At 69.0% G+C, this 26,163-nt stretch carries 19 protein-coding genes and 3 rRNA genes; 15 read left to right on the plus strand and 7 right to left on the minus strand.

Annotated features, from left to right (window positions below; all coding sequences use genetic code 11):
- Positions 1–125: 125 nt before the first annotated feature.
- Complete coding sequence (locus tag ACQPYE_RS05085) at positions 126–1,292, plus strand: MFS transporter (RefSeq protein WP_498719524.1); 1,167 nt, start codon at positions 126–128, stop codon at positions 1,290–1,292.
- Between the two features lie 390 nt (positions 1,293–1,682).
- Here ACQPYE_RS05085 and ACQPYE_RS05090 read toward each other — a convergent pair whose 3' ends face one another.
- On the minus strand, positions 1,683–3,188 hold the full coding sequence (locus ACQPYE_RS05090; RefSeq protein ID WP_498719526.1) for an MFS transporter: 1,506 nt from the start codon (positions 3,186–3,188) through the stop codon (positions 1,683–1,685).
- Between the two features lie 23 nt (positions 3,189–3,211).
- The gene (locus ACQPYE_RS05095) at positions 3,212–3,862 is read right to left on the minus strand and encodes an LppX_LprAFG lipoprotein (protein ID WP_498719528.1); all 651 of its coding nucleotides are present in this window, start codon (positions 3,860–3,862) and stop codon (positions 3,212–3,214) included.
- A gap of 151 nt (positions 3,863–4,013) precedes the next feature.
- On the opposite strand from ACQPYE_RS05095, the gene ACQPYE_RS05100 reads away from it, so the two are divergent.
- The 6 genes from ACQPYE_RS05100 to ACQPYE_RS05125 all read left to right on the plus strand — a co-directional run bounded on the left by ACQPYE_RS05100 (position 4,014) and on the right by ACQPYE_RS05125 (position 16,415).
- A complete protein-coding gene (locus tag ACQPYE_RS05100; RefSeq protein ID WP_073896124.1) occupies positions 4,014–5,357 on the plus strand; it encodes a glutamine synthetase family protein in 1,344 nt (447 codons plus the stop codon).
- A 59-nt stretch (positions 5,358–5,416) separates the two neighbouring features.
- A complete protein-coding gene (locus ACQPYE_RS05105) occupies positions 5,417–9,826 on the plus strand; it encodes an FkbM family methyltransferase (RefSeq protein ID WP_498719531.1) in 4,410 nt (1,469 codons plus the stop codon).
- 469 nt (positions 9,827–10,295) lie between these two features.
- Positions 10,296–11,813, plus strand: a 16S ribosomal RNA gene (locus ACQPYE_RS05110).
- 353 nt (positions 11,814–12,166) lie between these two features.
- Positions 12,167–15,248, plus strand: a 23S ribosomal RNA gene (locus ACQPYE_RS05115).
- A 117-nt stretch (positions 15,249–15,365) separates the two neighbouring features.
- Positions 15,366–15,482: ribosomal RNA gene (gene rrf, locus ACQPYE_RS05120) — 5S ribosomal RNA — on the plus strand.
- Together the 16S, 23S and 5S rRNA genes form the textbook arrangement of a ribosomal RNA operon.
- 75 nt (positions 15,483–15,557) lie before the next feature.
- Positions 15,558–16,415 (plus strand): GNAT family N-acetyltransferase, encoded by an 858-nt coding sequence (locus ACQPYE_RS05125; protein ID WP_498719533.1) that lies wholly within the window; start codon positions 15,558–15,560, stop codon positions 16,413–16,415.
- On the opposite strand, the gene ACQPYE_RS05130 is transcribed toward ACQPYE_RS05125, so the two are convergent.
- From ACQPYE_RS05130 to ACQPYE_RS05145, 4 genes are read right to left on the minus strand one after another with little or no spacing between them, the layout of a single operon-like run.
- Positions 16,396–16,602 (minus strand): helix-turn-helix domain-containing protein, encoded by a 207-nt coding sequence (locus ACQPYE_RS05130; RefSeq protein ID WP_498719535.1) that lies wholly within the window; start codon positions 16,600–16,602, stop codon positions 16,396–16,398. The genes ACQPYE_RS05125 and ACQPYE_RS05130 overlap by 20 nt on opposite strands.
- Positions 16,599–16,745: a hypothetical protein gene (locus ACQPYE_RS05135; RefSeq protein ID WP_498719537.1), complete on the minus strand. Its 147-nt coding sequence runs from the start codon at positions 16,743–16,745 to the stop codon at positions 16,599–16,601. Before ACQPYE_RS05135 ends, ACQPYE_RS05130 begins: the two co-directional genes overlap by 4 nt.
- Positions 16,742–17,356, minus strand: a complete 615-nt coding sequence (locus ACQPYE_RS05140) for a hypothetical protein (RefSeq protein ID WP_498719539.1) — start codon at positions 17,354–17,356, stop codon at positions 16,742–16,744. The genes ACQPYE_RS05135 and ACQPYE_RS05140 overlap by 4 nt, the downstream gene beginning before the upstream one ends.
- Positions 17,357–17,385: 29 nt before the next feature.
- The gene (locus tag ACQPYE_RS05145; RefSeq protein ID WP_498719541.1) at positions 17,386–17,850 is read right to left on the minus strand and encodes an Lrp/AsnC family transcriptional regulator; all 465 of its coding nucleotides are present in this window, start codon (positions 17,848–17,850) and stop codon (positions 17,386–17,388) included.
- Positions 17,851–17,929: 79 nt separating this feature from the next.
- On the opposite strand from ACQPYE_RS05145, the gene ACQPYE_RS05150 reads away from it, so the two are divergent.
- The 6 genes from ACQPYE_RS05150 (at position 17,930) to ACQPYE_RS05175 (ending at position 24,524) form a co-directional block, all read left to right on the plus strand.
- On the plus strand, positions 17,930–18,367 hold the full coding sequence (locus ACQPYE_RS05150; protein ID WP_498719543.1) for a rhodanese-like domain-containing protein: 438 nt from the start codon (positions 17,930–17,932) through the stop codon (positions 18,365–18,367).
- A 14-nt stretch (positions 18,368–18,381) separates the two neighbouring features.
- Positions 18,382–19,119 carry a type 1 glutamine amidotransferase gene (locus ACQPYE_RS05155; RefSeq protein ID WP_498719545.1) on the plus strand — a complete coding sequence of 246 codons (738 nt, stop codon included), beginning with the start codon at positions 18,382–18,384 and terminating at the stop codon, positions 19,117–19,119.
- A 126-nt stretch (positions 19,120–19,245) separates the two neighbouring features.
- On the plus strand, positions 19,246–20,379 hold the full coding sequence (locus ACQPYE_RS05160; protein WP_498719547.1) for an inorganic phosphate transporter: 1,134 nt from the start codon (positions 19,246–19,248) through the stop codon (positions 20,377–20,379).
- A complete protein-coding gene (locus ACQPYE_RS05165; RefSeq protein ID WP_498719549.1) occupies positions 20,376–20,600 on the plus strand; it encodes a hypothetical protein in 225 nt (74 codons plus the stop codon). The genes ACQPYE_RS05160 and ACQPYE_RS05165 overlap by 4 nt, the downstream gene beginning before the upstream one ends.
- Positions 20,601–20,639: 39 nt before the next feature.
- A complete protein-coding gene (locus ACQPYE_RS05170; RefSeq protein WP_498719551.1) occupies positions 20,640–23,582 on the plus strand; it encodes a bifunctional [glutamine synthetase] adenylyltransferase/[glutamine synthetase]-adenylyl-L-tyrosine phosphorylase in 2,943 nt (980 codons plus the stop codon).
- A 12-nt stretch (positions 23,583–23,594) separates the two neighbouring features.
- Complete coding sequence (locus ACQPYE_RS05175) at positions 23,595–24,524, plus strand: NADP-dependent oxidoreductase (RefSeq protein WP_498719553.1); 930 nt, start codon at positions 23,595–23,597, stop codon at positions 24,522–24,524.
- A gap of 75 nt (positions 24,525–24,599) precedes the next feature.
- Here the strand turns inward: ACQPYE_RS05175 and ACQPYE_RS05180 are convergent, their stop codons facing one another.
- Positions 24,600–24,818: a hypothetical protein gene (locus ACQPYE_RS05180; protein WP_498719555.1), complete on the minus strand. Its 219-nt coding sequence runs from the start codon at positions 24,816–24,818 to the stop codon at positions 24,600–24,602.
- Positions 24,819–25,006: 188 nt separating this feature from the next.
- On the opposite strand from ACQPYE_RS05180, the gene ACQPYE_RS05185 reads away from it, so the two are divergent.
- Positions 25,007–25,657, plus strand: coding sequence for a hypothetical protein (locus ACQPYE_RS05185; protein WP_498719557.1), 651 nt, complete (start codon positions 25,007–25,009; stop codon positions 25,655–25,657).
- Complete coding sequence (locus tag ACQPYE_RS05190; protein WP_498719559.1) at positions 25,658–26,059, plus strand: YkvA family protein; 402 nt, start codon at positions 25,658–25,660, stop codon at positions 26,057–26,059. It abuts the gene before it with no gap.
- The last annotated feature ends 104 nt before the right edge of the window (positions 26,060–26,163 follow it).

Consider the following 26,163-nt stretch of genomic DNA (forward strand, 5'->3'; position numbering starts at 1 on the left):
GCCACCCGCCCCCGCACCACCCGAACTCGCGCCCCCGCCGCCGACCGCACCCCCGCCCTTTCCTCCGCCCGCCCTCGCGTTCCCGCTCCCGCCCCCACCTCCGCTTTCGCCCTCACCGGTGGTCGGTGACCCGAGCGCCCTTCGTGGTGGCGGTCCTGGTGGCGGCCGTGATCCTGGCGGTGGGCCAGCTCTACCTGACCGTCCCGCTGCTGCCGGGCGTGGCCGAGCGCTACGACATCCCCCTGTCCACCGCGGCGTGGGTGGGCGGCGGCTTCGGCTTCGCGTTCGCCGCGGGCAACCTGCTCTTCGGCACCATCTCCGACCGCTACGACCGCCGTCACGTGATGGCGGTCGGCCTCGCCCTGGGTGCCGTGGTCAGCGCGATCGCGGGCACCTCGGCCGCCTTCGCCCCACTTCTCGCGGCCCGTGCCGTGCAAGGCTTCCTGGCCGCCGCGATCCCGTCCGTGTCACTCGCCTACGCCACCGAAGCCCTCCCGCCGGCCCGCCGCGCCGTGGGCGTCACCGCCGTCTCCGGCTCGTTCCTCCTGGCAGGCGTGATCGGCCAGGCCTACGCCCTGGGCGTGGACGAAGTCCTCGGCTGGCGCTGGGTCTTCTGGCTCCTGACCCCACTGCTGCTGGCCGTCGCCATCACCATCACCCGCCTGCCCACGATCCCCCGCCCAACCCCCACTGCCCTGACCACAACCTTCACCCGTCTGGGTCACCTCCTCCGCCGCCCGTCACTCCTCGTCGCTTACACGGGCGGCGTCACCCTCCTGCTGACCTTCGTGGGCATGTACACGGCCCTGACCACCACCGTCGGCGAGCGCTACGGCATCCACAGCGCCGTCGACCTGCTCCTGCTCCGCCTCCCGGGCCTGCCGGGCATCGCCCTGGGCCTCTTCACCGGCCCCCTGATCACCCGCTTCAGCGCCCACCGCGTCGCCCCCACCGCATTCCTCATCGCCGCCGCCGGCCTGGCCCTGGAAGCGGGCTCCACCACACTCCCCGTGCTCCTCGTCGGCAGCGCGATCTTCGTCGCGGGCCTGGCCATCACCATCCCGGCACTGGTCACCCAGGTCAGCCGCGCTTCCGGCGAAGCACGCGGCGCGGCCCTGGCGGGCTACGGCTTCCTGGTCGGCCTGGGCGGCGGCATCAGCCCCGTCCTCGTCACCGCCCTGGCCCCCGCCGGCTTCCCGGCCGTCTGCCTGACCCTCGCCGGCGTGCTCATCCTCGCGGCGGCCACCCTCGCCCTGGGCCCCCAGCCAACTCCCGCACCCGCCACCGCCTGACCACGCCACCACCAGACCCCAGTCTCCGGCCCCGGTCCACTCCTCGCCGCCGTCTGCCCGGCGGAACCGTCTCCCCGGCACCACCGTCTTCCCGGCCACCGCCACTTCCCGCTCCACTTGCCGCCGCTCCCACGTGAGTCAGAGCGAGGCGTGGGCGGCGGGTAGGGGGATGTGGGCGGTCGGGGGTGGTTTCGGCGGGTCCGCTGGTTTTCAACCGAGGTGCGGTAACGGTGTTTCCGTACATTTTCGGGTCAGGTTCACCCGATCGTGTTTGCCGTCCCTCGATCAAATCCAGCTTACCGCGCAGGCGTGACCTGCGCAGATGTCCACAGCCCGCCGCTCACTCCGACAACCTCGCCAAACGCGAATTCGCCCAGTGGCCGTCAACGACTAGAACGGGCGACTCGAACGGGGCAGTAGCAGTGACACCACCGCGCCGACGCCGCAGATCACCGCCGTGATCCAGAAGATCTCGTGGTACTCCGTCAGTAACGCCGCGGTCAGCGCCTCCCGGTACGCCGCCGCCTTCTCGGCGAACTCCTCCGGCGTCATCCCGAACGGCAGCGGCGTGTCCAGGTCCGCCGTCAGCTCGCGGAACCGGTGCAGGCCCCAGGCGGACAACCCGGCCACGCCGACCAGCATCCCGGTCATCCGCGCCACCACCACGGCGGCCGACGCCACACCGTGCTGCGCAGCCGGCACCACCCGCAGCACCGCCGCCGACACCGGCGCGATCACCAGCCCCAACCCGAACCCGGCCACCGCCAGGTCACGCCCCACCACGAACGACGACACCGAAGCCGGCCACTGCGCGATCAGCGCGTACGCGCCCGCAGCCACCACCAACCCGATGAACGACACCCACCGGTCACCCAACGGGGTCCGCGCCGCCAGCCACCCGCCGACCAGCGCGCCCACCGGCAACGCGATCAGGAACCGCGCCAACATCCCCGCCGCCGCGGCCGAGTCACGACCCAGCACGGTCTGCGCGAACAGCTCCACGTCCACCAAGGTCACCATCAACGCCGCACCGGCCGCCAACGACACACCCAGCGACGCCAGGAACGGCCGCACGGCCACCCCCGCCGGATCCAGCAGCCGCACCGACGACCGCCGCTCCCACAGCACGAACCCGACGAACACCACCGCCGCCCCACCGAGCGCCGGCCACCCCCACGACGGCAGCACCGACCGTGCCGGATCGGGGTTGTACAGCCCTACGACCAGCAACGCGAGGGCCGACGCCAGCAAACCGCCGCCGACGAGGTCGATCCGCACCGACGACCGGACCGACCGCGGCACGGTCACCTGCACGACCGCCATCGCGACCGCCGCCAACGGCAGGTTCACCCAGAACACCCACCGCCAGCTCTGCGGCTCCACCGACTCGAAGAACGACCAGGCGTTGAACAACGACGCCAACCCGACGCCGTACAGCGTGCCCAGCACACTGCCCAACTCCTGCGCCGCGCCCACCACGCCCAGCGCCGACGCACGCCGTTCCGCCGCCCAGAGGTCCGCGACCAACGCCATCGTCACCGGCAGCAACGCCCCACCGGCCAGCCCCTGCACCACCCGGCCGGCCACCAGCAGCGGCAGGTCGCCCGCCAGCGCCGTCACCGCCGAGCCGACCGCGAACCCGACCAGGCACAGGTGCAGCACCAACCGCCGCCCGAACCGGTCCGACAGCTGACCCAGCAGCGGCATCCCGGCGACGTACCCGAGCAGGTACCCGGTCACCACGGGCGTCGCGCGTTCCAGGTGGTTCACCGGGATGCCCAGGTCGCGCACCATGTCCACGAGCACGCCGACGACCACGTACGCGTCGAGCGCCCCCAGCAGCACCGCCGTCGCGCCCGCGCCGATCGCCAGCCGACGGGCGCGAACCGCACCCACCCCGCCGGCACCCACGGCCGAGCTCACGCGGGCGGTGAAACGGTGACGGGCTTGTTGAAGTCGGACAGCTCGATCGTCACCTTCGCGCCGCTCGGCAACGTGAACAGCGCCTTCTGCAACTTCTCGTCCCGCACCGAGAACTCCGAGGCGACGTCGGCGTCGATGCCCGGCACCAGCCCGGCGACCACGTCACGCGGCACGGTCGCCTCGACCACCGCGAGCCCGTCGTCGGTCGACACGGTCTTGGCGTCACGCGCGTCGGCCAGCACGCGGGCCACGCCCCTGTCCGGGTCCAGGATCGCGGTCGGGTCGTACACCTGGCCCGCCAGCGCCGCGGGCAGCTTGGTGAACCCGCCGGTCGGCCCCTTGAAGTAGAGGTCCTTCCCGACCAGCACGTACTCGACCTCGATCAGCTGGCCGAACTGCTCGACCTTCGCCCGGCCCTGCGACTCGCCCCCGGCGGTCAGGTCGCCCTCGGCGTCCTTCACGGTCACGCCCGGCAGCTCGCCGTCCACCTTGATCGTGAAGTGGGTGCTGGTCACGGACTTCATCCCGGCGGACGCCTTGGCCAGCAGGTCCGGCCCGTCCGGCTGGGCCCCGGCGCCACCGGAGGACGTGCAGCCCGCCACGAGGGCGAGCACGAGCGACCCGATCAGGGCGCGACGAGGGAGCATGGGCTGAATCGTAGATCCAGCGGACGCGTCACACCGCCGAACACCACCGCAAGTCCCTGACCTGCGCAATCGCTGAATCACGGCAAACGGCGCAGTGCGTTCGGCCGAGTCGGCAACGCGCGGTTAACCGTCCTTACCTAGGCTTCGGGTCATGAACCGCCAGCAGGAGTTCGTGCTCCGCACCCTCGAGGAACGCGACATCCGGTTCGTCCGGCTCTGGTTCACCGACGTCCTGGGCTTCCTCAAGTCGGTGGCGATCGCTCCCGCGGAGCTCGAGGGCGCCTTCAGCGAGGGCATCGGCTTCGACGGCTCCGCCATCGAGGGCTTCGCCCGCGTGTACGAGTCCGACATGGTGGCCAAGCCGGACCCGTCGACGTTCCAGGTGCTGCCCTGGCAGACGCCGGACAAGAGCCACTACTCGGCGCGGATGTTCTGCGACATCGCGATGCCGGACGGCTCGCCGTCGTGGGCGGACCCGAGGCACGTGCTGCGCCGCACCCTGGCCAAGGCCAGCGAGGCGGGCTTCACCTGCTACGTGCACCCCGAGATGGAGTTCTTCCTGCTCAAGGGCCTGCCGGACGACGGGAGCGAGCCCGTCCCGGCGGACAACGGCGGTTTCTTCGACCAGACCAGCCACGAGACCGCGACCCACTTCCGCCGCCACGCCATCGAGGCGCTGGAGGCGATGGGCATCTCGGTCGAGTTCAGCCACCACGAGGGCGCGCCCGGCCAGCAGGAGATCGACCTCCGCTACGCCGACGCGCTGACCATGGCCGACAACGTGATGACGTTCCGGTACGTGATCAAGGAAGTCGCGATCACGCAGGGCGTGCGGGCCTCGTTCATGCCCAAGCCGTTCACCGACCAGCCCGGCAGCGGCATGCACACGCACGTCAGCCTGTTCGAGGGCGACCGCAACGCGTTCTACGACGCCGAGGACCCGTACCAGCTGTCCGACACCGGCAAGATGTTCGTCGCCGGCCTGTTGAAGCACGCCCGGGAGATCTCCGGCGTGACCAACCAGTGGGTGAACTCCTACAAGCGGCTGATCGTGGGCGGCGAGGCGCCGACGGCGGTGTGCTGGGGCCACGCGAACCGGTCCGCGCTGGTGCGCGTGCCGATGTACTCGCCGGGCAAGTCCTCGTCGCGCCGGGTCGAGATTCGCTCGCTCGACTCCGCCTGCAACCCGTACCTGGCGTACGCGGTGATCCTGGCGGCCGGGCTCAAGGGCATCGAGAAGGGCTACGAGCTGCCGCCGCCCGCCGAGGACGACGTGTGGTCCCTGACCGACCGCGAACGGCGTGCCGCCGGGTACGACAACCTGCCGCAGAACCTCGGCGAGGCGTTGACCGAGATGGAGAACTCCGAACTGCTCCCCGAAGCGCTGGGCGAGCACGTGTACGACTTCTTCCTGCGCAACAAGCGGGCCGAGTGGGACGGCTACCGCCGCAGCGTGACGCCGTACGAGCTGCGCAACCTGTTGCCGGTCCTGTGAAGGAGGCACCCGTGCGGGTGGTCCACACCGGGCACTCGGAGAAGCTAGGTTTGCAGACCGTGACCGAGGTGCCCGCGCGTACGGAATCCCGTCCCACGTTCATCGCCTGCACGGTGGCGACCGCCGCCGAACTGCCCGCGGTGAAGGTGCTGTCGAGCTCGTTCCTGGCCAACCACCCGCAGGCCAGGTTCCTGGCGCTGGTGGTCGACGCCCTGCCGGAGAACTCCGGTCCGGGCCTCGTCACCCCCGCCGACCTGGGGATGAGCCGGGACGAGCTGGCCGAGCTGGCCACCGGCTGCACGGCGTCGCAGCTGTGCGGCGTGCTGCGGCCGAAGCTCCTGGAACAGCTGCTCGGCCAAGGCGTGCCGGTGCTGTGCCTGGACCCGTGGGTGCAGGTGCTCCACCCGCTCACGGACCTGGTCGAGGCCGCCGTGCGCCGCGGCCCGCTGGTCCTGGTGCCACGGGCGTTGCGGCCGTTGCCGGACGACGGCCTGCGCCCGACCCCGACCGAACTGCTCGAGACGGGCGTCTTCGACCCGGGGTTCCTCCTGGTCGCGCCCGGCTCGGAGCCGTTCCTGCAGTCCCTCGGCGAACAGCTGCGCCGCACGCCCGACGCCACCAAGGCCGTGCTCGACATGGCTCCCGCGCTGGTCAACCTGCACGTCCTGCGTGACGCGACGGTCGGCCTGTCGGTATGGAACGCGGCACAGCGCGACCTCCACCGCCGTCCGGACGGCACGCTGACGACGGTCGGCGAGCCGGTCCGCAGCGTCCACTTCGCCGGCTTCGACCCCCACCGCCCGTGGCTGCTGTCCGCCGACTTCGCCGACCGCCCCCGGGTCCTGCTCTCGGAGCACCCGCAGCTGGCGGAGCTCTGCACGGCGTACCGGGCGGAACTGGTGCGCAAGGGCCACTCGCCGCAGCGGGTCCGCTACGGCTTCGGCCAACTCCCGGACGGCACCCACATCCCGGACGAGCTGCGCGCGGACTACCGCGAAGCCGCCCGGACCCACCCGGGCTCGGCCTTCAGCCCAGGACCCAGGCCCACCGCCGAACCGGCCCCCGCTCCGGCCCCCACCCAGGCCACCGGGCCGACCACCACGCCGACCATCAACGGCACCCGCCCGACCACCGAGCCCGAGGTCCTGCCCCCCGCCCCGGCCTCCACCACCCCGGCCCAGCCCGAGCCGGCTCCCGCCGCCGAGGTACCAGCCGACGCCGAGCCGACCGCCGAGGACATCACCCTGACCGGTCAACTCGGCCGGCCCGCCGAGAGCACCGAGTCGACCGGTCAAGTCGCGCAATCCGCCGACCACGCCGCGCCGACCGCCGATGCCCCGGCAACCGCCGAGGACTCCGGCCCTACCGCCGATACCGCGCCGACTGCTGACAGCGCCGAGCCGGCCGTCGATGCACGGGTATCCGCCGAAGGCACCAGCCCCATCGCCGATGCCGCGCCGTCCGCAGAACGCGCCGAGCCGGCCGCCGATGCCGCGCCGACTGCTGACAGCCCCGAGCCCGCCGACCAGGCCGCATCGTCCGCCGATGCCGATGCCGATGCCGATGCCGATGCCGAGCCTGCCGCCGACCTCGCCGCGCCCGCACCCGCGCCCGCCGAGGTCGAACCCGGTAGTGCGGCTTCAGCGTCCGAAAGCCCGGCACCCGAAAGCCCGGCACCCGCGAGCCCCGAGCCCGCCGCCGACCACCCCCACCCGGCCGCCGCCGAGCGTCCCACCCCACTCGCGCCTGCCGAGCCCACCCGCCCGGCGAGCGGTCTGCCAGCCAACGCATCCCCGGCCGGCGCGTCACAAGTCCTCGCCTCACCTGCCACCCGGAGCACCCCACCCCCGGCCTTCGGGTCGGACGGCGGAGCGGGGTTCGTGGCCTGGGCGAGCGAACCCGTGCCCGACCTGCCCGGCAGCACGCGCTGGTCCGTCGCCCTCTGGCGCTCCGACCAAGCCCTCCGCACCCAGTTCCCCGACCCGTTCGGCGAGGACGGCCCGGCGTTCCGCGACTGGTGCGCGAGCGTCGGCGTGGCCGCGGGCCGGTTGCCGGTCGCCGCCGTGCCCCGGCCCCGCGCCGAAGGACCCGTCCTGCACGACCAGCTCGGCGTCTCCGTCCTCGGCGCCGGCCCGATCGCCGAACTCGTCCACGCCGCCGCCCGCGCGTCCGGCCTCCCGACCTCGACCACCGCCGGCTACCCGGTCGTGATCCGCGTCGGCACCACCGAACGCGTCCCGGACAGCCGCTTCGTCGTCGACTACCTCCTCGACGACGACCAGCCGACCGACGCCGCCGAGCTCTGGGTCCCCTCCGAGACGACCCGCGCCACCTTCGAACGCCAAGGCGGCCCGACCGTCCGCGTCCTCCCGCTCCCGGTCCCGGAAGCCGAAGACCAAGACCTCGGAGCACACGACGGGGTGATCTTCGGAGCCCTCGCCGATCACACCATCGACCGCGCGGGCAACGTGCTGGGCGCGGTCTCCGCCTTCCTCTCGGCCTTCCCCGACCGCAACGACGTGACGCTGCGCATCCAGGTCACCCACGCGCACGCCCACCCCGAGGCCGCCGAACGACTGCGCCTGGCCACCGCCGCCGACCCGCGCATCGACCTGGTCGACACCCTCGGCCCCGTCCACTGCCTCGTCCACCTGCACAGGGGCGGCGCGTGCGACCGGATCGCGCACACCCTCGCCGGGCACGCCGCCCGCGCCACGCCGGTCCTGACCTCGGACCACGGCGCGGTCGCCGAGCTGTTCGACAAGTCCGCGGTGATCTTCGTGCCGTGCCGCCAGGGCGTCGAGCCCGACGTCCAGGCCGCCGCCAAGCTCATGCGCGCCCTCGCCGACGACCTGCCCACGGCCGTCGCGATCGGGCTCAAGGGACGCGACCACGTCCGCGCCACCCGTGACGTCGCCGAGGTCGGCGAGGTCCTCCGCGACCACGTCGAGCGCGCCTACCGGGGTTGGCGCGCCCGCCGGGCCAAGCCCTCGCCGACCGTCGACCCGCTGAAGGCGCTGCACTCGGCGAAGCACGCCCTGCTGCGCCAGCCCGACGTCGGCACGGCCAGCCGCACGCCCATGGCGCCGCAGCTGCGCAAGGTGGTCCTGCGCGTCCTGGACCACTACGACAACCACATGCGCAACGTGCTCACGTCCCTGGTCGAAGGGGTCGAGCGCACGGTCTCCGAGGTGGTCCGCCGCCAGGACGACATCTCCACCGGCGTCGGCCTGGGCGAGCTGGAGGTGCTGCGCGCCGAGCTCGAACAGCACGCCGAGCACCAAGGCCACCTGGCCGACCAGCTCGTCGGCATCGACGACGGCGTCGTCCGGGTGCGCGCCGACATGGCCGGCCAGGGGCGGCGGGTGCGCGAGATCGAGGACGCCGTCGTCGCCGAGGCCGCCAAGCGCGCCAAGCAGGGCGACGCCCTGGCCCAGCGCATCGACAAGCTCGCCGTCGCGCTCGAACGCACCCTCGACCGCATCGACTCGCTGGAGTCCAAGGTCGTCGACGTGCTGCGGGACCGCGACACCAAGCTCGACTTCGGCCTGCGTGCCGCGAACCAGGCCCAGCAGACCGCCGACGCCTTGCGCCGCGTCGTCGTGCGCGAGCACGAACGGCACAACGACACCGTGCCGCGCAGCTCGCTCGTGCTGACCGACGTGGGTCTGCTGCGCCTCCCGTCGGACGACGCGTTCATGCTGCCGATGCTCTCCAGCAACGGGGTGTGGGAGCCCGACCTGTCGGAGCTGATCGACTCGGTGGTCGAGCCCGATGGGATCTTCCTCGACATCGGCGCGTACGTCGGCTACCAGACCGTGCGCATGCTCAGCCGGTTCGGGACGAGCGGCGCGGTGGTCGCGGTCGAACCGTGCCCGTCCGCGCGGGCGCTGCTGCGGCACAACGTCGACGTCAACTTGCCCGAACGGGTGGCGCAACAGCTCGTCCTGGTGGACGCCGCCGCGTGGGAGAGCACCGGCGAGCTGTTCACCCAACCGTCGTTGACGGGCGGGGTGTCGGTCGCGCCGCTGCCCGAGGGCGCGGGTGACGACGTGCCTCGGGTGCGCGCGACCAGGCTCGACAAGGAGCTGGAGGCCGTGCCGTCGTTGCAGGGCCGCAAGCTGTCCGTCGTCCGGGTGGACGCGCCCGGTCGCGGTCACCGCGCGCTGGCCGGACTGGTTCGCCTGCTGCGCCGGGACCGCCCGCACGTGTTCCTGGACTTCTCCGCCACGGCGACGTCGGGTTTCGGCGACGATCCGGTCACGGTCCTGAAGGAGTTCCGGATCTGGGGCTACGACCTGGTGCCGGTGCCGGTGCCGACTCGCGAACCGGCCATGCCGGAGCAGATCGTGACCGCGATGGAGGGCATGCGGAGCGTCCCGCTGTGGTTGCGACCCCGTCCGGTGGCGCCCAAGGGACCGGGTCCGCAGGTCGCGATACCGGCCCGCACCGCACCGGCAAGCCGCTGACCAGGCGATTTGACACCGACGAAGGTCATGAGTAACTTTTACCGAGTCGCCAGCAAGAACCTCGGAACGAGCGGTTGACACCGCGAATCGGGCCGAGTAGACTACTGCGGCGTCAAGCTCCCAGAAACGAATAAGCAGCACAGCGTGCTGCCTCCGCTCTGGAAACTGATACAAATTGAATGCTAAGCGAGTTTGTCGCGGAGCCGAGAAGCCGAAACCGGCCGATTTGACACCGCGAAAACGAACGAGCTAAGGTTCAACCACAGCAAGCGAAACACCGGAAACACAAAGCCCCGGATTGCACCGCGGTAAGACTGCGGGACGAGATGGTGAGCGCGTGTTCTTTGAGAACTCAACAGCGTGCCGAATAGCCAGTAAATTTATGAACCTCGTCAAGAGGTTTCCTTTGAGATTGTTACTGGACAACTGACATTACTTGTCAGTGTTGTTCGGAGCGATCAAACATTCCTTATTGGAGAGTTTGATCCTGGCTCAGGACGAACGCTGGCGGCGTGCTTAACACATGCAAGTCGAGCGGTAAGGCCCTTCGGGGTACACGAGCGGCGAACGGGTGAGTAACACGTGGGTAACCTGCCCTGTACTCTGGGATAAGCCTGGGAAACTAGGTCTAATACCGGATATGACTCCACTAGGCATCTTGTGGGGTGGAAAGTTCCGGCGGTACAGGATGGACCCGCGGCCTATCAGCTTGTTGGTGGGGTAATGGCCTACCAAGGCGACGACGGGTAGCCGGCCTGAGAGGGTGACCGGCCACACTGGGACTGAGACACGGCCCAGACTCCTACGGGAGGCAGCAGTGGGGAATATTGCACAATGGGCGAAAGCCTGATGCAGCGACGCCGCGTGAGGGATGACGGCCTTCGGGTTGTAAACCTCTTTCAGCGGGGACGAAGGGCAACTGACGGTACCCGCAGAAGAAGCACCGGCTAACTACGTGCCAGCAGCCGCGGTAATACGTAGGGTGCGAGCGTTGTCCGGAATTATTGGGCGTAAAGAGCTCGTAGGCGGTTTGTTGCGTCGGCTGTGAAAACTTCACGCTTAACGTGGAGCCTGCAGTCGATACGGGCAGACTTGAGTTCGGCAGGGGAGACTGGAATTCCTGGTGTAGCGGTGAAATGCGCAGATATCAGGAGGAACACCGGTGGCGAAGGCGGGTCTCTGGGCCGATACTGACGCTGAGGAGCGAAAGCGTGGGGAGCGAACAGGATTAGATACCCTGGTAGTCCACGCCGTAAACGGTGGGTGCTAGGTGTGGGGGACTTCCACGTCCTCCGTGCCGCAGCTAACGCATTAAGCACCCCGCCTGGGGAGTACGGCCGCAAGGCTAAAACTCAAAGGAATTGACGGGGGCCCGCACAAGCGGCGGAGCATGTGGATTAATTCGATGCAACGCGAAGAACCTTACCTGGGCTTGACATGCACCGGAAACCTGCAGAGATGTAGGCCTCTTCGGACTGGTGTACAGGTGGTGCATGGCTGTCGTCAGCTCGTGTCGTGAGATGTTGGGTTAAGTCCCGCAACGAGCGCAACCCTCGTTCCATGTTGCCAGCGCGTAATGGCGGGGACTCATGGGAGACTGCCGGGGTCAACTCGGAGGAAGGTGGGGATGACGTCAAGTCATCATGCCCCTTATGTCCAGGGCTTCACACATGCTACAATGGCCGGTACAGAGGGCTGCTAAGCCGTGAGGTGGAGCGAATCCCACAAAGCCGGTCTCAGTTCGGATCGGGGTCTGCAACTCGACCCCGTGAAGTCGGAGTCGCTAGTAATCGCAGATCAGCAACGCTGCGGTGAATACGTTCCCGGGCCTTGTACACACCGCCCGTCACGTCACGAAAGTCGGTAACACCCGAAGCCCGTGGCCCAACCAGCTTGCTGGGGGGAGCGGTCGAAGGTGGGACTGGCGATTGGGACGAAGTCGTAACAAGGTAGCCGTACCGGAAGGTGCGGCTGGATCACCTCCTTTCTAAGGAGCATTCCTCACCGGTCACTTTCGGGTGGCCTGTGGAGAGCCTCGCGATCGGCGAATGATCGATCGGTGGTTGCTCAATGATGTGGATGCTGGCTATATACAGAACCTGGGATTGTCCGGAGAGTTAGTACTGTCCGTGAGGGCGTGGAAGGGTCTCCTGAGGGTTCGAGTCTTCTGTTCGGCACGCTGTTGGGTCCTGAGGGAACACGTGAGTGTCTCTTTCAGCGAGAAACGACAGGACGGTCTCCGTCCGCGAACCGCTGGTCTTCGGGCCGGGTAGGCGTGGGCAGTGTGGGGCGGTGTCTGGTTGTTCTTTGAGAACTGCACAGTGGATGCGAGCATCTTTGTGGCAAGTTATTAAGGGCACACGGTGGATGCCTTGGCACCAGGAGCCGATGAAGGACGTAGGAGACTGCGAAAAGCCTTGGGGAGCTGTCAACCGAGCTGAGATCCAAGGGTATCCGAATGGGGAAACCCGGCCCCAGTCATGTGGGGTCACCCACGCCTGAACACATAGGGCGTGTGGAGGGAACGCGGGGAAGTGAAACATCTCAGTACCCGCAGGAAGAGAAAACAACCGTGATTCCGTGAGTAGTGGCGAGCGAAAGCGGAAGAGGCTAAACCGTATTCGTGTGATACCCGGCAGGGGTTGCGTGTACGGGGTCGTGGGACTTACTGGCCAGTTCTGCCGGATTGGCAAGGAGTCATAAAATGTCGTGGTTAGCGGAACGCGTCTGGAAAGCGTGGCCGTAGAGGGTGAGAGTCCCGTACGTGAAAACCCGACATCTCCTAGTGATGTTCCCAAGTAGCAGCGTACTCGTGAAATTCGCTGTGAATCTGGCGGGACCACCCGCTAAGCCTGAATACTACCTGGTGACCGATAGCGGACTAGTACCGTGAGGGAAAGGTGAAAAGTACCCCGGGAGGGGAGTGAAATAGTACCTGAAACCGTGTGCCTACAATCCGTCGGAGCCTTTAGGGGTGACGGCGTGCCTTTTGAAGAATGAGCCTGCGAGTTAGTGCTGCGTGGCGAGGTTAACCCGTGTGGGGTAGCCGTAGCGAAAGCGAGTCCGAATAGGGCGATCCAGTCGCGTGGTCTAGACCCGAAGCGGAGTGATCTAGCCATGGCCAGGGTGAAGCGTGGGTAAGACTACGTGGAGGCCCGAACCCACCAGGGTTGAAAACCTGGGGGATGAGCTGTGGTTAGGGGTGAAAGGCCAATCAAACTCCGTGATAGCTGGTTCTCCCCGAAATGCATTTAGGTGCAGCGTCGTGTGTTTCGTGCCGGAGGTAGAGCACTGGATGGTCTAGGGGGCCCACAAGCTTACCGAAATCAACCAAACTCCGAATGCCGGTACGTGAGAGCGCGGCAGTGAGACTGCGGGGGATAAGCTTCGTAGTCGAGAGGGAAACAGCCCAGAACGCCGGCTAAGGCCCCTAAGTGTGTGCTAAGTGGGAAAGGATGTGGGGTCGCCCAGACAACCAGGAGGTTGGCTTAGAAGCAGCCACCCTTTAAAGAGTGCGTAATAGCTCACTGGTCAAGTGGTCCTGCGCCGACAATGTAGCGGGGCTCAAGCACACCGCCGAAGCCGTGTCATTTCAGTGTCATGCTGGGATGGGTAGGGGAGCGTCGTTCAGCCATTGAAGCGCCGGAGTGATCCAGGTGTGGAGGCTGGACGAGTGAGAATGCAGGCATGAGTAGCGAAAGACGAGTGAGAAACTCGTCCGCCGGATGACCAAGGGTTCCTGGGCCAGGCTAATCCGCCCAGGGTAAGTCGGGACCTAAGGCGAGGCCGACAGGCGTAGTCGATGGACAACGGGTTGATATTCCCGTACCCGTGTGAACGCGCCCATGGCGAACCTTGTGATACTAACCGCCCAAAGCCTGTCCCGGGTCTTCGGATCTGGGACTACGTGGAGCGCGGGACCTGAACTTGTAGTAGTCAAGCGATGGGGTGACGCAGGAGGGTAGCTCCGCCAGTGAGTGGTAGTACTGGTGTAAGCGTGTAGGCCGTAGCATAGGCAAATCCGTGCTGCATACAGGCTGAGACGTGATGCATAGCCGATTGAGGCGAAGTAGAGTGATCCCATGCTGCCGAGAAAAGCCTCTAGTGAGTGTTCATGCGGCCCGTACCCCAAACCGACACAGGTGGTCAGGTAGAGAATACCGAGGCGATCGGGCGAACTGTGGTTAAGGAACTCGGCAAAATGCCCCCGTAACTTCGGGAGAAGGGGGGCCGAGGGATTTGAAGCCCCTTGCGGGCTAGGATTTTTCGGCCGCAGAGACCAGCGAGAAGCGACTGTTTACTAAAAACACAGGTCCGTGCGAAGTCGCAAGACGATGTATACGGACTGACGCCTGCCCGGTGCTGGAACGTTAAGGGGACCGGTTAGTCTTTCGGGGCGAAGCTGAGAACTTAAGCGCCAGTAAACGGCGGTGGTAACTATAACCATCCTAAGGTAGCGAAATTCCTTGTCGGGTAAGTTCCGACCTGCACGAATGGCGTAACGACTTCTCGACTGTCTCAACCACAGGCCCGGCGAAATTGCATTACGAGTAAAGATGCTCGTTACGCGCGGCAGGACGGAAAGACCCCGGGACCTTTACTATAGCTTGGTATTGGTGTTCGGTTCGGCTTGTGTAGGATAGGTGGGAGACTGTGAAGCGCTGACGCCAGTCAGTGTGGAGTCGTCGTTGAAATACCACTCTGGTCGTACTGGATGTCTAACCTCGGTCCGTGATCCGGATCAGGGACAGTGCCTGGTGGGTAGTTTAACTGGGGCGGTTGCCTCCCAAAGGGTAACGGAGGCGCTCAAAGGTTCCCTCAGCCTGGTTGGCAATCAGGTGTCGAGTGCAAGTGCACAAGGGAGCTTGACTGTGAGACCGACAGGTCGAGCAGGGACGAAAGTCGGAACTAGTGATCCGGCCATGGCTTGTGGAAGCGTGGTCGCTCAACGGATAAAAGGTACCCCGGGGATAACAGGCTGATCTTGCCCAAGAGTCCATATCGACGGCATGGTTTGGCACCTCGATGTCGGCTCGTCGCATCCTGGGGCTGGAGTAGGTCCCAAGGGTTGGGCTGTTCGCCCATTAAAGCGGTACGCGAGCTGGGTTTAGAACGTCGTGAGACAGTTCGGTCCCTATCCGCCGCGCGCGTAGGATACTTGCGGAAGGCTGTCCCTAGTACGAGAGGACCGGGACGGACGGACCTCTGGTGTGCCAGTTGTCCTGCCAAGGGCATTGCTGGTTGGCTACGTTCGGAAGGGATAACCGCTGAAAGCATCTAAGCGGGAAGCCTGTTCCTAGATGAGGTATCCCACCCCTTTGTGGGTTAAGGCCCCCAAGAGACCATTGGGTTGATAGGCCGGAGATGGAAGGTCGGTAACGGCTGGAGTTGACCGGTACTAATAGGCCGAGGACTTGTCTCGAAGACGCTACGCATCCACTGTGCGGTTCTGAAAGAACCGAACCGGACCACCACGGTCCACCCATGGCATCGGCTGGGGGTGGGTTGGGGTGCCTACGGGTTGGTAATTTCATAGTGTTTCGGTGGTCATAGCGGTTGGGGAACACCCGGTCCCATTCCGAACCCGGTAGTTAAGCCTTCCAGCGCCGATGGTACTGCACTCGTGAGGGTGTGGGAGAGTAGGACGCCGCCGAACAATTCTTCGCCTTCAGGGGCACCCGATTCGGGTGCCCCTGAAGGCTTTTTGCGTTACGGTCCGATCGTGGCCGAGGTGACGAGACACGACGACCTGGCGGAGTTCTGGGCGTTGACGGGTGAGTTCTTCAACGCGGACCCCGTGTTCCACACGATTCCGATCGCGGCAGTGGACCGGAGGCTCAACCACGCCGATCCGGAGGACGAACCACCGCTGCTGGTCAGCGTCACCGAGGACGGCGTGCTGGTGGCCGCGGCACTGCGCACACCGCCGTGGCCGCTGACGTTGAGCGGTGTCGCGCCGGAGTGGGCGGAGGTCGTCGCGGACGCGTTGGCCGGTGAGGTGGAGCTGCCCGGCGTGAACGGTCCGCGCGATTCGGTCGAGGCGTTCGTGGTGGCCTGGGCCGCCCGCACCGGCTGCAACGCGCGGGAGCACATGGCGTTGCGCCTGTACGCGCTGGGCGACCTGGCCGCGCCCGCCGACGTCCCCGGCACGGCCCGGCTGGCGACCATGGACGACCTGAACCTGTTGACCGACTGGCGTGCCGAGTTCGGCATCGAGGCGACCGGGCAGGACCGCGAGCAGCACAGCCTGGACCGGATCCGGCTCATGGTGCGGGTCGGCCTGGAGGCCGGGCACGGTCACCTGATCTGGTACGTCGGCGACATCCCGGTGGCGTGGGCGGCGGCGAACGCGCCGGCGTCCGGCATGTCCCGCATCGGCCCCGTCTACACGCCGGCCGAGCACCGCCGGCACGGCTACGGCGCGGCGGTCACGGCGGCCTGCGCGGCGTGGGCGCGGGAGAACGGCGCGGAGCACGTGGTCCTCTACACCGATCTGGCGAACCCGACGTCGAACTCGATCTACCAGCGGATCGGGTTCCGGCCGGTGGTCGACTCGGCGGAGTTCGTGTTCACCCCGGCCGGTGGCTGATCAGGTCGCCCGGCTGGCAGTCCAACGCCTCGCACAGGGCGGTCAGCGTGCTGAACCGGATCGCCCTGGCCCGGCCGTTCTTGAGGATCGACAGGTTGACCACGGTCACGCCGACGCGGTCCGCCAACTCGGTCAAGGTCATCCCGCGCTCGACCAGCAGCCGGTCGAGGTGCACCTGGATGCTCACACGGTTCCCTCCAGGTCCGCGCGCAACTCCGCGCTCGTGCGCATGATCTTGCCAAGTGCCCGCAGACCCACGTCGGTGACCACGAACGCCTCGATCGCCGACAACGGGGTGAACGGCCTCGGCACGTCCTGCTCCACCGTCACACCGTCCCTTCGAGGTCGGCGCGCATCTCCGCGCCGGTCACCATGATCTTGGCCAGGGACAGCAGCGCGACGCCGGTGATGACGGCCCACCACGGCACGTCCCACTCGCCGAGGAACGCCAGGGAGCCGGCGTCGAAGGTGACGGCGGCGTGCACCAGCGAGGTCCGCGCGATCGACTCGACCATCGCCGCCGCCGGCAGCACCCACAACAGGTAGTGGCCGAGGCGGCGCACGCCGGACGCCGTGCCCTGGGTGTAGATGCCGTGCCGCGAAGCTCCACGCAGCAACAGCAGGAGCAGCAGGAGCGCGCCGACCTGGGTGAACGCGGTCGGCGCCTCGGACAGGAAGCCGAGCACGTGGTGCCACGGCGCGGGGTCGTCGACGCACAGCGCGACCCGGTCGACGTCGGCCAGGCGGACGCCCGCGACGACACCCGCGCCGAGGTCACGGCCCGAGTTGTCGTGCGGCCAGTGCTCGGCCGTGAAGCACACCGGGTCGAACAGGCCGATCGTCAGGCGGATCGCGGTCGCGAGGCCGTAGGCCCCCAGGCTCAGCGTGAAGACCGCGGACACGACGCCGGTCAGCGGCTCTAACGGGTTCCCCCTCGACATGACAGCCCCCCGCATATCGTTTATCGATGTTATCGAGAAACGATACCCTCGACGACCGCACGCGTCACGGGCCGGTTGCGGGCGTGGGAGGAGAACACCAGGGACGTGGTCGTGTCGCCGTACCGCTGGGCCTGCTCCACGAACTCCTCCAGCTCGACCATCGACCGGCACACCACGCGCAGCAGCCAGCAGTCGTCCCCGGTCACGTGGTCGGCGTCGCGCACCTGCGCCAGCGTCACCACCCGGTCCCGGAACCGGGGCGTGTCCAGGCTGCGCACCCGCACCCGGACGATGGCCTCGATCGGCAGCCCGAGCCGCTGCGGGTCGACCACCGCCGCGTACCCGGTGACGATCCCGGCCTGCTCCAGCCGCCGCACGCGCTCGGTCGTCGCGGGCGCGGACAGGGAGACCCGCTTGGCCAGCTCGGTGAACGTCATCCGACCGTCCCGCTGGAGCAGCTCCAGCAACTTCCAATCCAGATCGTCCAGTTCCACCGTGGAATCGTAAGCGGAACCCGAGTCACGCCTTGGGTTCTCCATGGGGAAGAACACGCTGGTCAGCGACGATCTACCCATGACGAACACGCTCCGCTTCCCCGCCGCCGACCCCGCTGCCGCCGCCGCGTTCTTCGCCGCGGAACTGGCCTTCGAGGCCGACCCGGACGACGTGGTCCGCGACTTGCAGGCAGGCACGACCGAGGGCTTCCAGCTCGTCGAGACGCGCAGCCCCGAGTCGTTCGCCCGGGTCCGCATCCCCGGCGCGATCAACCTCCCGCACTGGGACGTGGACGAGACGACGACCGCGGACTGGGACCGCGACCTCGTCTACGTCTGCTACTGCGAGAGCTTCGAGTGCAACGCCGCGACCAAGGGCGCGCTCAAGCTGTCGCGGCTCGGGTTCAAGGTGAAGCGGCTGGCCGGTGGCATCACCACGTGGCACGGGTCGGGCTACCCGGTCGAGGGCGACGCGGTGGCGCACGAGAGCCGGCACGGGATCTCCTGCGACTGCTGACTACCCTCGTCCGGGTGACGCGACTGCTTGTGCTGCAACCCGGCCACGACGACCCGCCCGGCCGCCTCGGCGAGTGGCTGACCGCCGCCGGGGCGGTGCTGGACGTGGTGCGGCCCTACGAGGAGCCGGTGCCGGACTCGCTCGACGGCTACCGGGGCGTGGTGTGCCTCGGCGGCGCCATGGGCGCGCTGGACGACGCCGAGCACCCCTGGCTGGCGGACGTCCGCAAGCTGCTGTCCCACGCCGTGTCGCGGAGGGTGCCGCTGCTCGCGATCTGCCTCGGCGCGCAGCTGCTGGCGGTGGCGACCGGCGGTCAGGTGCGGCGCAACCCGCTGGGGCCGGAGATCGGGATGGGCCTGGTGGCCAAGCGCGACGTGGCGAGCGGTGACCCGTTGTTCGCCGGGTTGCCGTGGACGCCGGACGTGCTCCAGTTCCACTACGACGAGGTGTCGTTCCTGCCGCCGACCGCGGTGCAGCTCGCGTCCTCCCCGAAGTGCGCCAACCAGGCGTTCCGGGTCGGTGACCACGCCTACGGCCTGCAGTTCCACGTCGAGACCACGCCGGAGGTGGTTCTCGGCTGGGCCGCTGGGTACCCGAGGGACGTGGAAGGAGCGCGTCCGGGGGCGTTCGACCCGGCCCGGCTCGCCGAGGGACACGAGGACATTCAGGAGGTGTGGCAACCGTTTGCCGAACGATTCGTGCGCCTGGCCGCCGGTGAGCTGACGATCCACCGGAGCCTGCCGCTGGTGTGATGAACCTCCGCCGATGGGAGCGTTCATCGTTCGGACAGGTAGCGTTCACCTTGTCGTTGTGAGTGTTCATCGGCCAGACGGGTAGCGTTTACCTTCGACTGTGTCGATTCAGTTGGAGGAATCAGCGTGGATGCCTCGCTCCTCGTCATCATCGTGGTCATCACGGCTCTGGTCTTCGACTTCACCAACGGCTTCCACGACACCGCGAACTCGATGGCGACCTCCATCGCCACCGGCGCGCTGCGGCCACGCACGGCCGTCGCCTTCTCCGCGGTGTTGAACCTGGTGGGGGCGTTGTTGTCGGTCGAGGTCGCCAAGACCATCTCCGGCGGGATCGTCGACGACGCGAGAATCACGCCCGCGATCGTGTTCGGCGGGCTGATCGGCGCGATCATGTGGAACCTGGTGACCTGGTACGTCGGGTTGCCGTCCAGCTCGTCGCACGCCCTGTTCGGCGGCCTGATCGGCGCGGCCTGGGTCGCCTCGGGCGCGGACGCCGTGCACTTCGTGAAGGTCGTGGACAAGGTCGTCGCGCCCGCGATCGCCGCGCCGCTGGTGGCGGGCGTCGTGGCGCTGCTGGCCACCTACCTGACCTACCGGCTGACCAAGCGGGCGCGGAAGTCCGTGACCGACAAGGGGTTCAAGGCGGGCCAGATCGCGTCCGCCGCGCTCATGTCGCTGGCGCACGGCACGAACGACGCGCAGAAGACGATGGGCATCATCACGCTCACGCTGATCACCGCCGGGACGCTCGCGCCGGGCTCGGAACCACCGCTCTGGGTGATCCTGAGCGCGGCCGTCGCCATCGCGCTGGGCACGTACCTGGGCGGTTGGCGGATCACCAAGACCCTCGGCTCGGGCCTGACCACGATCGAGGCGCCGCAGGGCTTCGCCGCGCAGACGAGCGCGGCGACCGTGATCATGGCGTCCTCGCACCTGGGGTTCGCGCTGTCCACGACGCACGTGGCGTCCGGCGGGATCATGGGCTCCGGCCTGGGCCGCGAACGCGGTGGCGTGCGGTGGGGCGTGGCGGGCCGGATGGCGGCGGCCTGGGGGTTGACGCTGCCGGCGGCGGGCCTGGTCGGCGCGCTCGCGGGCAAGGTCGCGTCGCTGGGCACGCTCGGCGTGGTGGCCGTGGCCCTGGTGGGCATGGGCGTGGCGCTGGTGATCTGGGTGCTGTCGCGCCGTGAGCCGGTGCGGCCCGAGCACGTGGTGGACGAGATCGCGGCACAGGCCGAGACGCACAAGGTGGCGGTGTGAAGATCGACTGGGTGGCGCTGGGCTCCGTGTTCGGGGTGAGCCTGGCGGTGGTGCTGGGGCTGGTCCTGCTGTTCTCCGGCGGGCTGCGCGCCTGGTCGGCGCGCGAGGTGGCGCAGGAGCGGCAGGCGTCTACGGCGCTGCCCACGGCTGCGGCGGCGGCGTGCCTGCTGGCGTGCGTGACCGTAGTGTTGTTCGGCATCTACTTGATCGTGGCTGGCTGACGCTTCCCCCGGCGTCCTGGCGGGCTACGGTGTTCGTCGATGACCGATCCAGCTCGTCTCCCGACGTCCCCCGCCCGGTTCGGCCTGACCGAGGCGCGCGGTGGTGAGCACCTGCGTGCCGCCGGGTGGTGGGAGGGGCGACGACCGACCGACGGCAACGAGCCGATCCTGGTGGCGCTGTCCCGCAGCCCGGACCCGGACCTGGCGCTGCTCGGGATCGACCGGCTGCGCGTCGCGCTCGGCGACCGGTGGCCCGAGCTGGACGGGGCGTTGCGGGACGGCGAGGCGTTGCGCGGCCGGCTGCTCGCGGTGCTGGGCTCGTCCACCGCGTTGTCGGACTTCCTGGTCGCCAACCCGGACCGCTGGCACGGCCTGGTCGACGACGAGCCGGTGGACGCCGGGTCGTTCGCGCCCGCCCTCGTCGCCGCGGTCGAGGGGCTGACCGGCGCGGACGCGGTGCGGGCGCTGCGGGCCGAGTACCGGGCGCTGCTGTGCCGGATCGCCGCCGACGACCTGGCGCACGTGGTCGAGCCGGACCAGCGGTACGTCAACTACGACGACGTCGCCAGCCTGCTGTCGGACCTGGCCGTGGCCGCGCTGCGGGCCGCGCTGGACGTCGCCGAGCGGCAGGTGCCGCGGTCAGACGAGTGCCGGCTCGCGGTGATCGCGATGGGCAAGTGCGGCGCGCGGGAGCTGAACTACGTCAGCGACGTCGACGTGGTGTTCGTCGGCGAGGGCGACCTGGCCGTGGCGACCCGGCTGGCCGGCGCGGTGATGCAGGTCGCGGGCCAGGCGTGCTTCGAGGTGGACGCGGCGCTGCGGCCGGAGGGCAAGGCCGGGGCGCTGGTGCGCACGCTGGACGGCCACGCCACCTACTACCAGCGGTGGGCGCGGACCTGGGAGTTCCAGGCGCTGCTCAAGGCCAGGCCGGTGGCAGGCGACGAGGAGCTCGGCCGGCGGTACATGGACGTCGTGCGGCCCCTGGTGTGGACGGCCGCCGAGCGGGAGAACTTCGTGCCCGACGTGCAGGCCATGCGCCGCCGCGTCGAGGAGCACGTGCCGGCGGGGCTGACCGACCGGGAGCTGAAGCTGGGCCGGGGCGGGTTGCGCGACGTCGAGTTCGCCGTGCAGCTGCTGCAACTCGTGCACGGTCGCGGTGACGAGGAGCTGCGCATCACCACGACCACCCAGGCGTTGGCGGCCTTAGGGCGCGGCGGGTACGTCGGGCGCACGGACGCCGCCGACTTCGGTCGCGCCTACCGGTTCCTGCGCACGTTGGAGCACCGGTTGCAGTTGCAGCGGATGCTGCGCACGCACCTGTTCCCGGCCGACGACGACGTGGCCGCGCTGCGGTGGCTGGCGCGTGCGTCCGGGTTGCAGGCCGAGGGCGGGCTGTCGGAGAGCCAGGTGCTGTTCGCCGAGTTCCGCAAGCGCGCCAACCATGTGCGCCGGCTGCACGAGAAGCTGTTCTACCGGCCGCTGTTGCAGGCCGTCGCGAACGTGCCGACGGAGGCGCTGCGGCTGACGACGTCCCAGGCCGCGGCGCGCCTGGCCGCCTTGGGCTACGCGGCGCCGGACGGCGCGCTGAAGCACATCGAGGCGCTGACCAGGGGCGTGTCCCGGCGGGCGCGGATCCAGACGGCCCTGCTGCCGGTGCTGCTCGACCTGTTCGCCACCACACCGGACCCGGACCGCGGCCTGCTGGCGTACCGGAAGGTGTCGGAGGCGTTGGCGGAGACGCCCTGGTACCTGCGGCTGCTGCGGGACGAGGGCACGGTGGTCGACCGGCTGGCCGCGCTGCTGGGCACGTCGAAGCTCGTGCCGGACCTGCTGGTGCGCGCGCCCGAGGTGCTGCCGCTGCTGGCCGACACCGAGGCGCTCGTCGGCCGCGACCCGATGACCATCGGCAACCCGCTGCGCAGCGCCGTGTCCCGGTACAACGACCTGGACCGCGCGGTCACCGCCGCCCGGTCGCTGCGCCGTCAGGAGCTGCTGCGGGTGGCGTCGGCGGACCTGCTCGGGCTGGTGCCGCTGCGGACGGTGTGCGTGTCGCTGTCCGAGGTGTGGGTGGCGGTGTTGCAGGCGGCGTTGGACGCGGTGGTGCGGTCGGCCGGTGAGCGGTCGGCGTCGATCGCGGTCATCGGCATGGGCCGGCTCGGCGGGCGTGAGCTGGGGTACGGCTCGGACGCCGACGTGCTGTTCGTGTGCGAGCCCGCGCCCGGGGTGAGCGACGCGGACGCCGCCCGGTACGCGTCGTCGGTGGTGGAGCAGGTGCGGCGGCTGCTCAGCGCGCCCAGCCAGGACCCGCCGTTGCAGGTGGACACCGACCTGCGGCCGGAGGGCAGGCAGGGGCCGCTGGTGCGCACGCTCGACTCCTACCGGGCCTACTACGCGCAGTGGGCCGAGCTGTGGGAGGCGCAGGCGCTGCTGCGGGCGCGGTTCATCGGCGGCGACGCGGACCTCGGCGCGCGGTTCGTCGAGATGATCGATCCCGTGCGCTACCCGGAGAAGGGCCTCGACGCGGGGGCCGTGCGGGAGGTCCGGCGCATCAAGGCACGCGTCGAGGCCGAACGGCTGCCGCGCGGCGCCGACCCGTCCACCCACACCAAGCTGGGTCGGGGCGGGCTCGCCGACGTCGAGTGGACCGTGCAGCTGTTGCAGTTGCAGCACGCGCACGAGGTGCCCGGCCTGCGCACGCCGTCGACCGTGCGCGGGTTGCGCGCGGCGACGGAGGCGGGGTTGATGTCGGAGGACGACTCGTCGGCCCTGAGGGACGCGTGGGTGATGGCGACCGAGGCGCGCAACGCCGTCGTGCTGGTGCGGGGCAAGGCCGGTGACCAGCTGCCGACGGCCGGGAGGGACCTGGCCGCAGTGGCGTCGGCGATGGGGCACCCGGGCGACCCGGGCGAGTTCCTGGACTCCTACCGGCGCACGGCGCGTCGCGCGCGGGCCGTGATCGAGCGCATCTTCTACGGGTCCTGAACACTGGGGTTCGTGAAAGCGATCGCGCAGACCGAATTCGGAGACGCCGAAGTCCTCGTGGTGCGGGAGCTGCCGGACCCGCCGATCGCGCTGGACCAGGTGCTGGTCGAGGTGCGTGCCGCCGGGGTGAACCCGGTGGACCGGCTGGTGCGGATGGGGTACGTGGCGGGTTCGATGCCGTGCCACTTCCCGCTGGTGCCGGGCTGGGACGTGGCCGGGGTGGTGCGGGCCGTCGGGCCCGCGGTGGACGGGTTCGCCGTCGGCGACGAGGTGTTCGGCTACCAGCGCAAGGACCACGTGCAGCACGGGACGTACGCGGAGCTCGTCGCGGCCACCGAGCGCGGGTTGGCGCACAAGCCGGCGTCGCTGTCGTTCGTGGAGGCTGGTGGGCTCGCGCTGACCGGGCTGACGGCGGTGCAGTCGTTGCGCAAGGTCGGGGTGTCCTCCGGCGACACGGTGCTCGTGCACGCCGCCGCCGGCGGTGTGGGGCACCTGGCCGTGCAGGTGGCGCGGATCCTCGGCGCGGCGCGGGTGATCGGCACGGCGTCGCCGCGCAACCACGAGTTCCTGCGGGCGCTCGGCGTGGAGCCGGTGGCCTACGGGGACGCCCTGGTGGACAACGTGGCCGAGCTGCTCGGCGGTGACGGGCTGGTCGACGTGGTGTTCGACTGCGTCGGCGGCGCGGCGCTCAACGACTCGCCCGCCCTGGTGCGCGACCCGGCCCGGATCGTGTCCATCGTGGACACCAACGTGCTGGAGCTCGGCGGCCGGTACTCCTACGCCAAGCCCGTGCGGGAGGACCTGGACTGGCTGGCCGGGCAGGCGGGGTCGGGCGCGTTGAAGGTGGAGGTCCAGCAGACGTTCCCGCTGGCGCAGGCCGCCGAGGCGCACCGGCTGCTGGAGGGCAAGCACGTGCGCGGCAAGGTCGTGCTGACCGTGTGAGGTGACCTGCGGTGAAGGGCCCCCGTCGCGGACGGCGGGGGCCCTCCGGCCGGTTGCTGCTCGGCTGCTCCTCGACTACTCCTCGTCGACGGTCGGGACCGTGGTGAGCAGTTCGACGATCCACTCCTCGACGAGCGTGTCGTCGGACTCCTCGTCCTGGACGAGGCGGTTCGACACCCGGACACCGAGACCGAGCACGTCGGCGGCGCCGATCGCCTCGATCGCCTCGGCGGCGGAGTCGAAGATGTTGGTGGACAGCACCTGGGCGGGGGTTGCGACGTCATCATCAGACACGGCGCGACCTTAACCGCCCGACCCGATCGGGGTAGGAGCAGCCCTGGTGTCGACGGACTGTTGATCGAGGGCTACCCACCGTCGATCCAGGGCCCCTCGCATTGACTATTAGTGTTCCCTATGTCGAGACTAGCGACACTCCTGGGGGAGATTCACGTTCGCACGCGTGCGCCCGGACGAAGGACGTCATGGCCGACGAGACCCACCGCAAGAAGAGCAGCGCGACTGTGAAGATCAGCTTGGTCGTGCTGGGTGTGCTGGTCCTGCTCGGGGTGATCCAGGCGGTCACCGCCGGCACGGTCGGCGTCGGCGTGTTGAGCGTCACCCTGCGTGAAGACCCTGCGACCACGCCCGGCACGACTTCCGCGTCCACTTCGTCCACCTCGTCCACTTCGGATGAGACCGTCGGCGGCCTGGACGGCGCGGTGGGCACGACGTCCGGGGAAGAGACGCCGGCCGGCGCTTCCGCCAAGGTGCTCACGGGGTCGTGGAAGCAGGCACGCGGCCTGCTCACCGTGGAGATCACCAAGGTGGAGAACGCGGGTGGCCGGATCAAGGTGTTCGCCACCGCCGTCAACGCCAGCAACGCGAAGATGGACCTGCCCGTCGCGTCCGTCACGGCGGTCGACGACGTGCGGCGCGACTACGGCGCGTCCGCGTCCGCCAGCCGGTGGCCGGTGTCGATCGGGAAGAACTCCAGCATCAACGGGTACCTGGAGCTGGACCGGGGGATCGGCGCCGACAGCACGTCGTTCTCGCTGACGTTCGCGGGGATCATCGGCCAGCTCGCGCCGACCGGCGGGGCGGTGACCGTGACCGGGATCCCGATCCCCAAGTAGGTGGACGTCCTCGTCGGTGTCGTGCTGGGGCTGGCCGGCCTGTGGCTGCTGCTGGTCCTGGGCCTGTTCCTGGTGAGGCCGCGCGGTGTGGCGTTGCGGTTGGTCCTGCGCCTGCTGCCCGACGTGCTGCGGCTGGTGACCCGCCTGGCCCGCGACCCCCGGGTCCCCCGATCGGCCCGCGTGCGGTTGTGGCTGCTGCTGGCCTACCTGGCGCTGCCGTTCGACCTGGTCCCCGACTTCATCCCGGTGCTGGGCTACGCGGACGACGCGATCGTGGTGGTGTGGGTGCTGCGCTCCGTCATCCGCACCGCCGGCCCCGAGGTGGTGGCGGAGCACTGGCCGGGCACCCGGGACGGCCTGGCCGTCGTCCACCACCTGACCGGCCTCAACCGCGAGCCCTAGGGGCGGTCGGGTGGCAAAGGCCGAGGGCCGGGTGACTGTCGAGCAGTCACCCGGCCCTCGGCCCTGTGGAGGATCAATCGAGCCCCGACCACGCCTGGTCAGGG

The sequence above is a fragment of the Actinosynnema sp. CA-299493 genome, from assembly GCF_050946825.1.
Classification (GTDB): Bacteria; Actinomycetota; Actinomycetes; order Mycobacteriales; family Pseudonocardiaceae; genus Actinosynnema.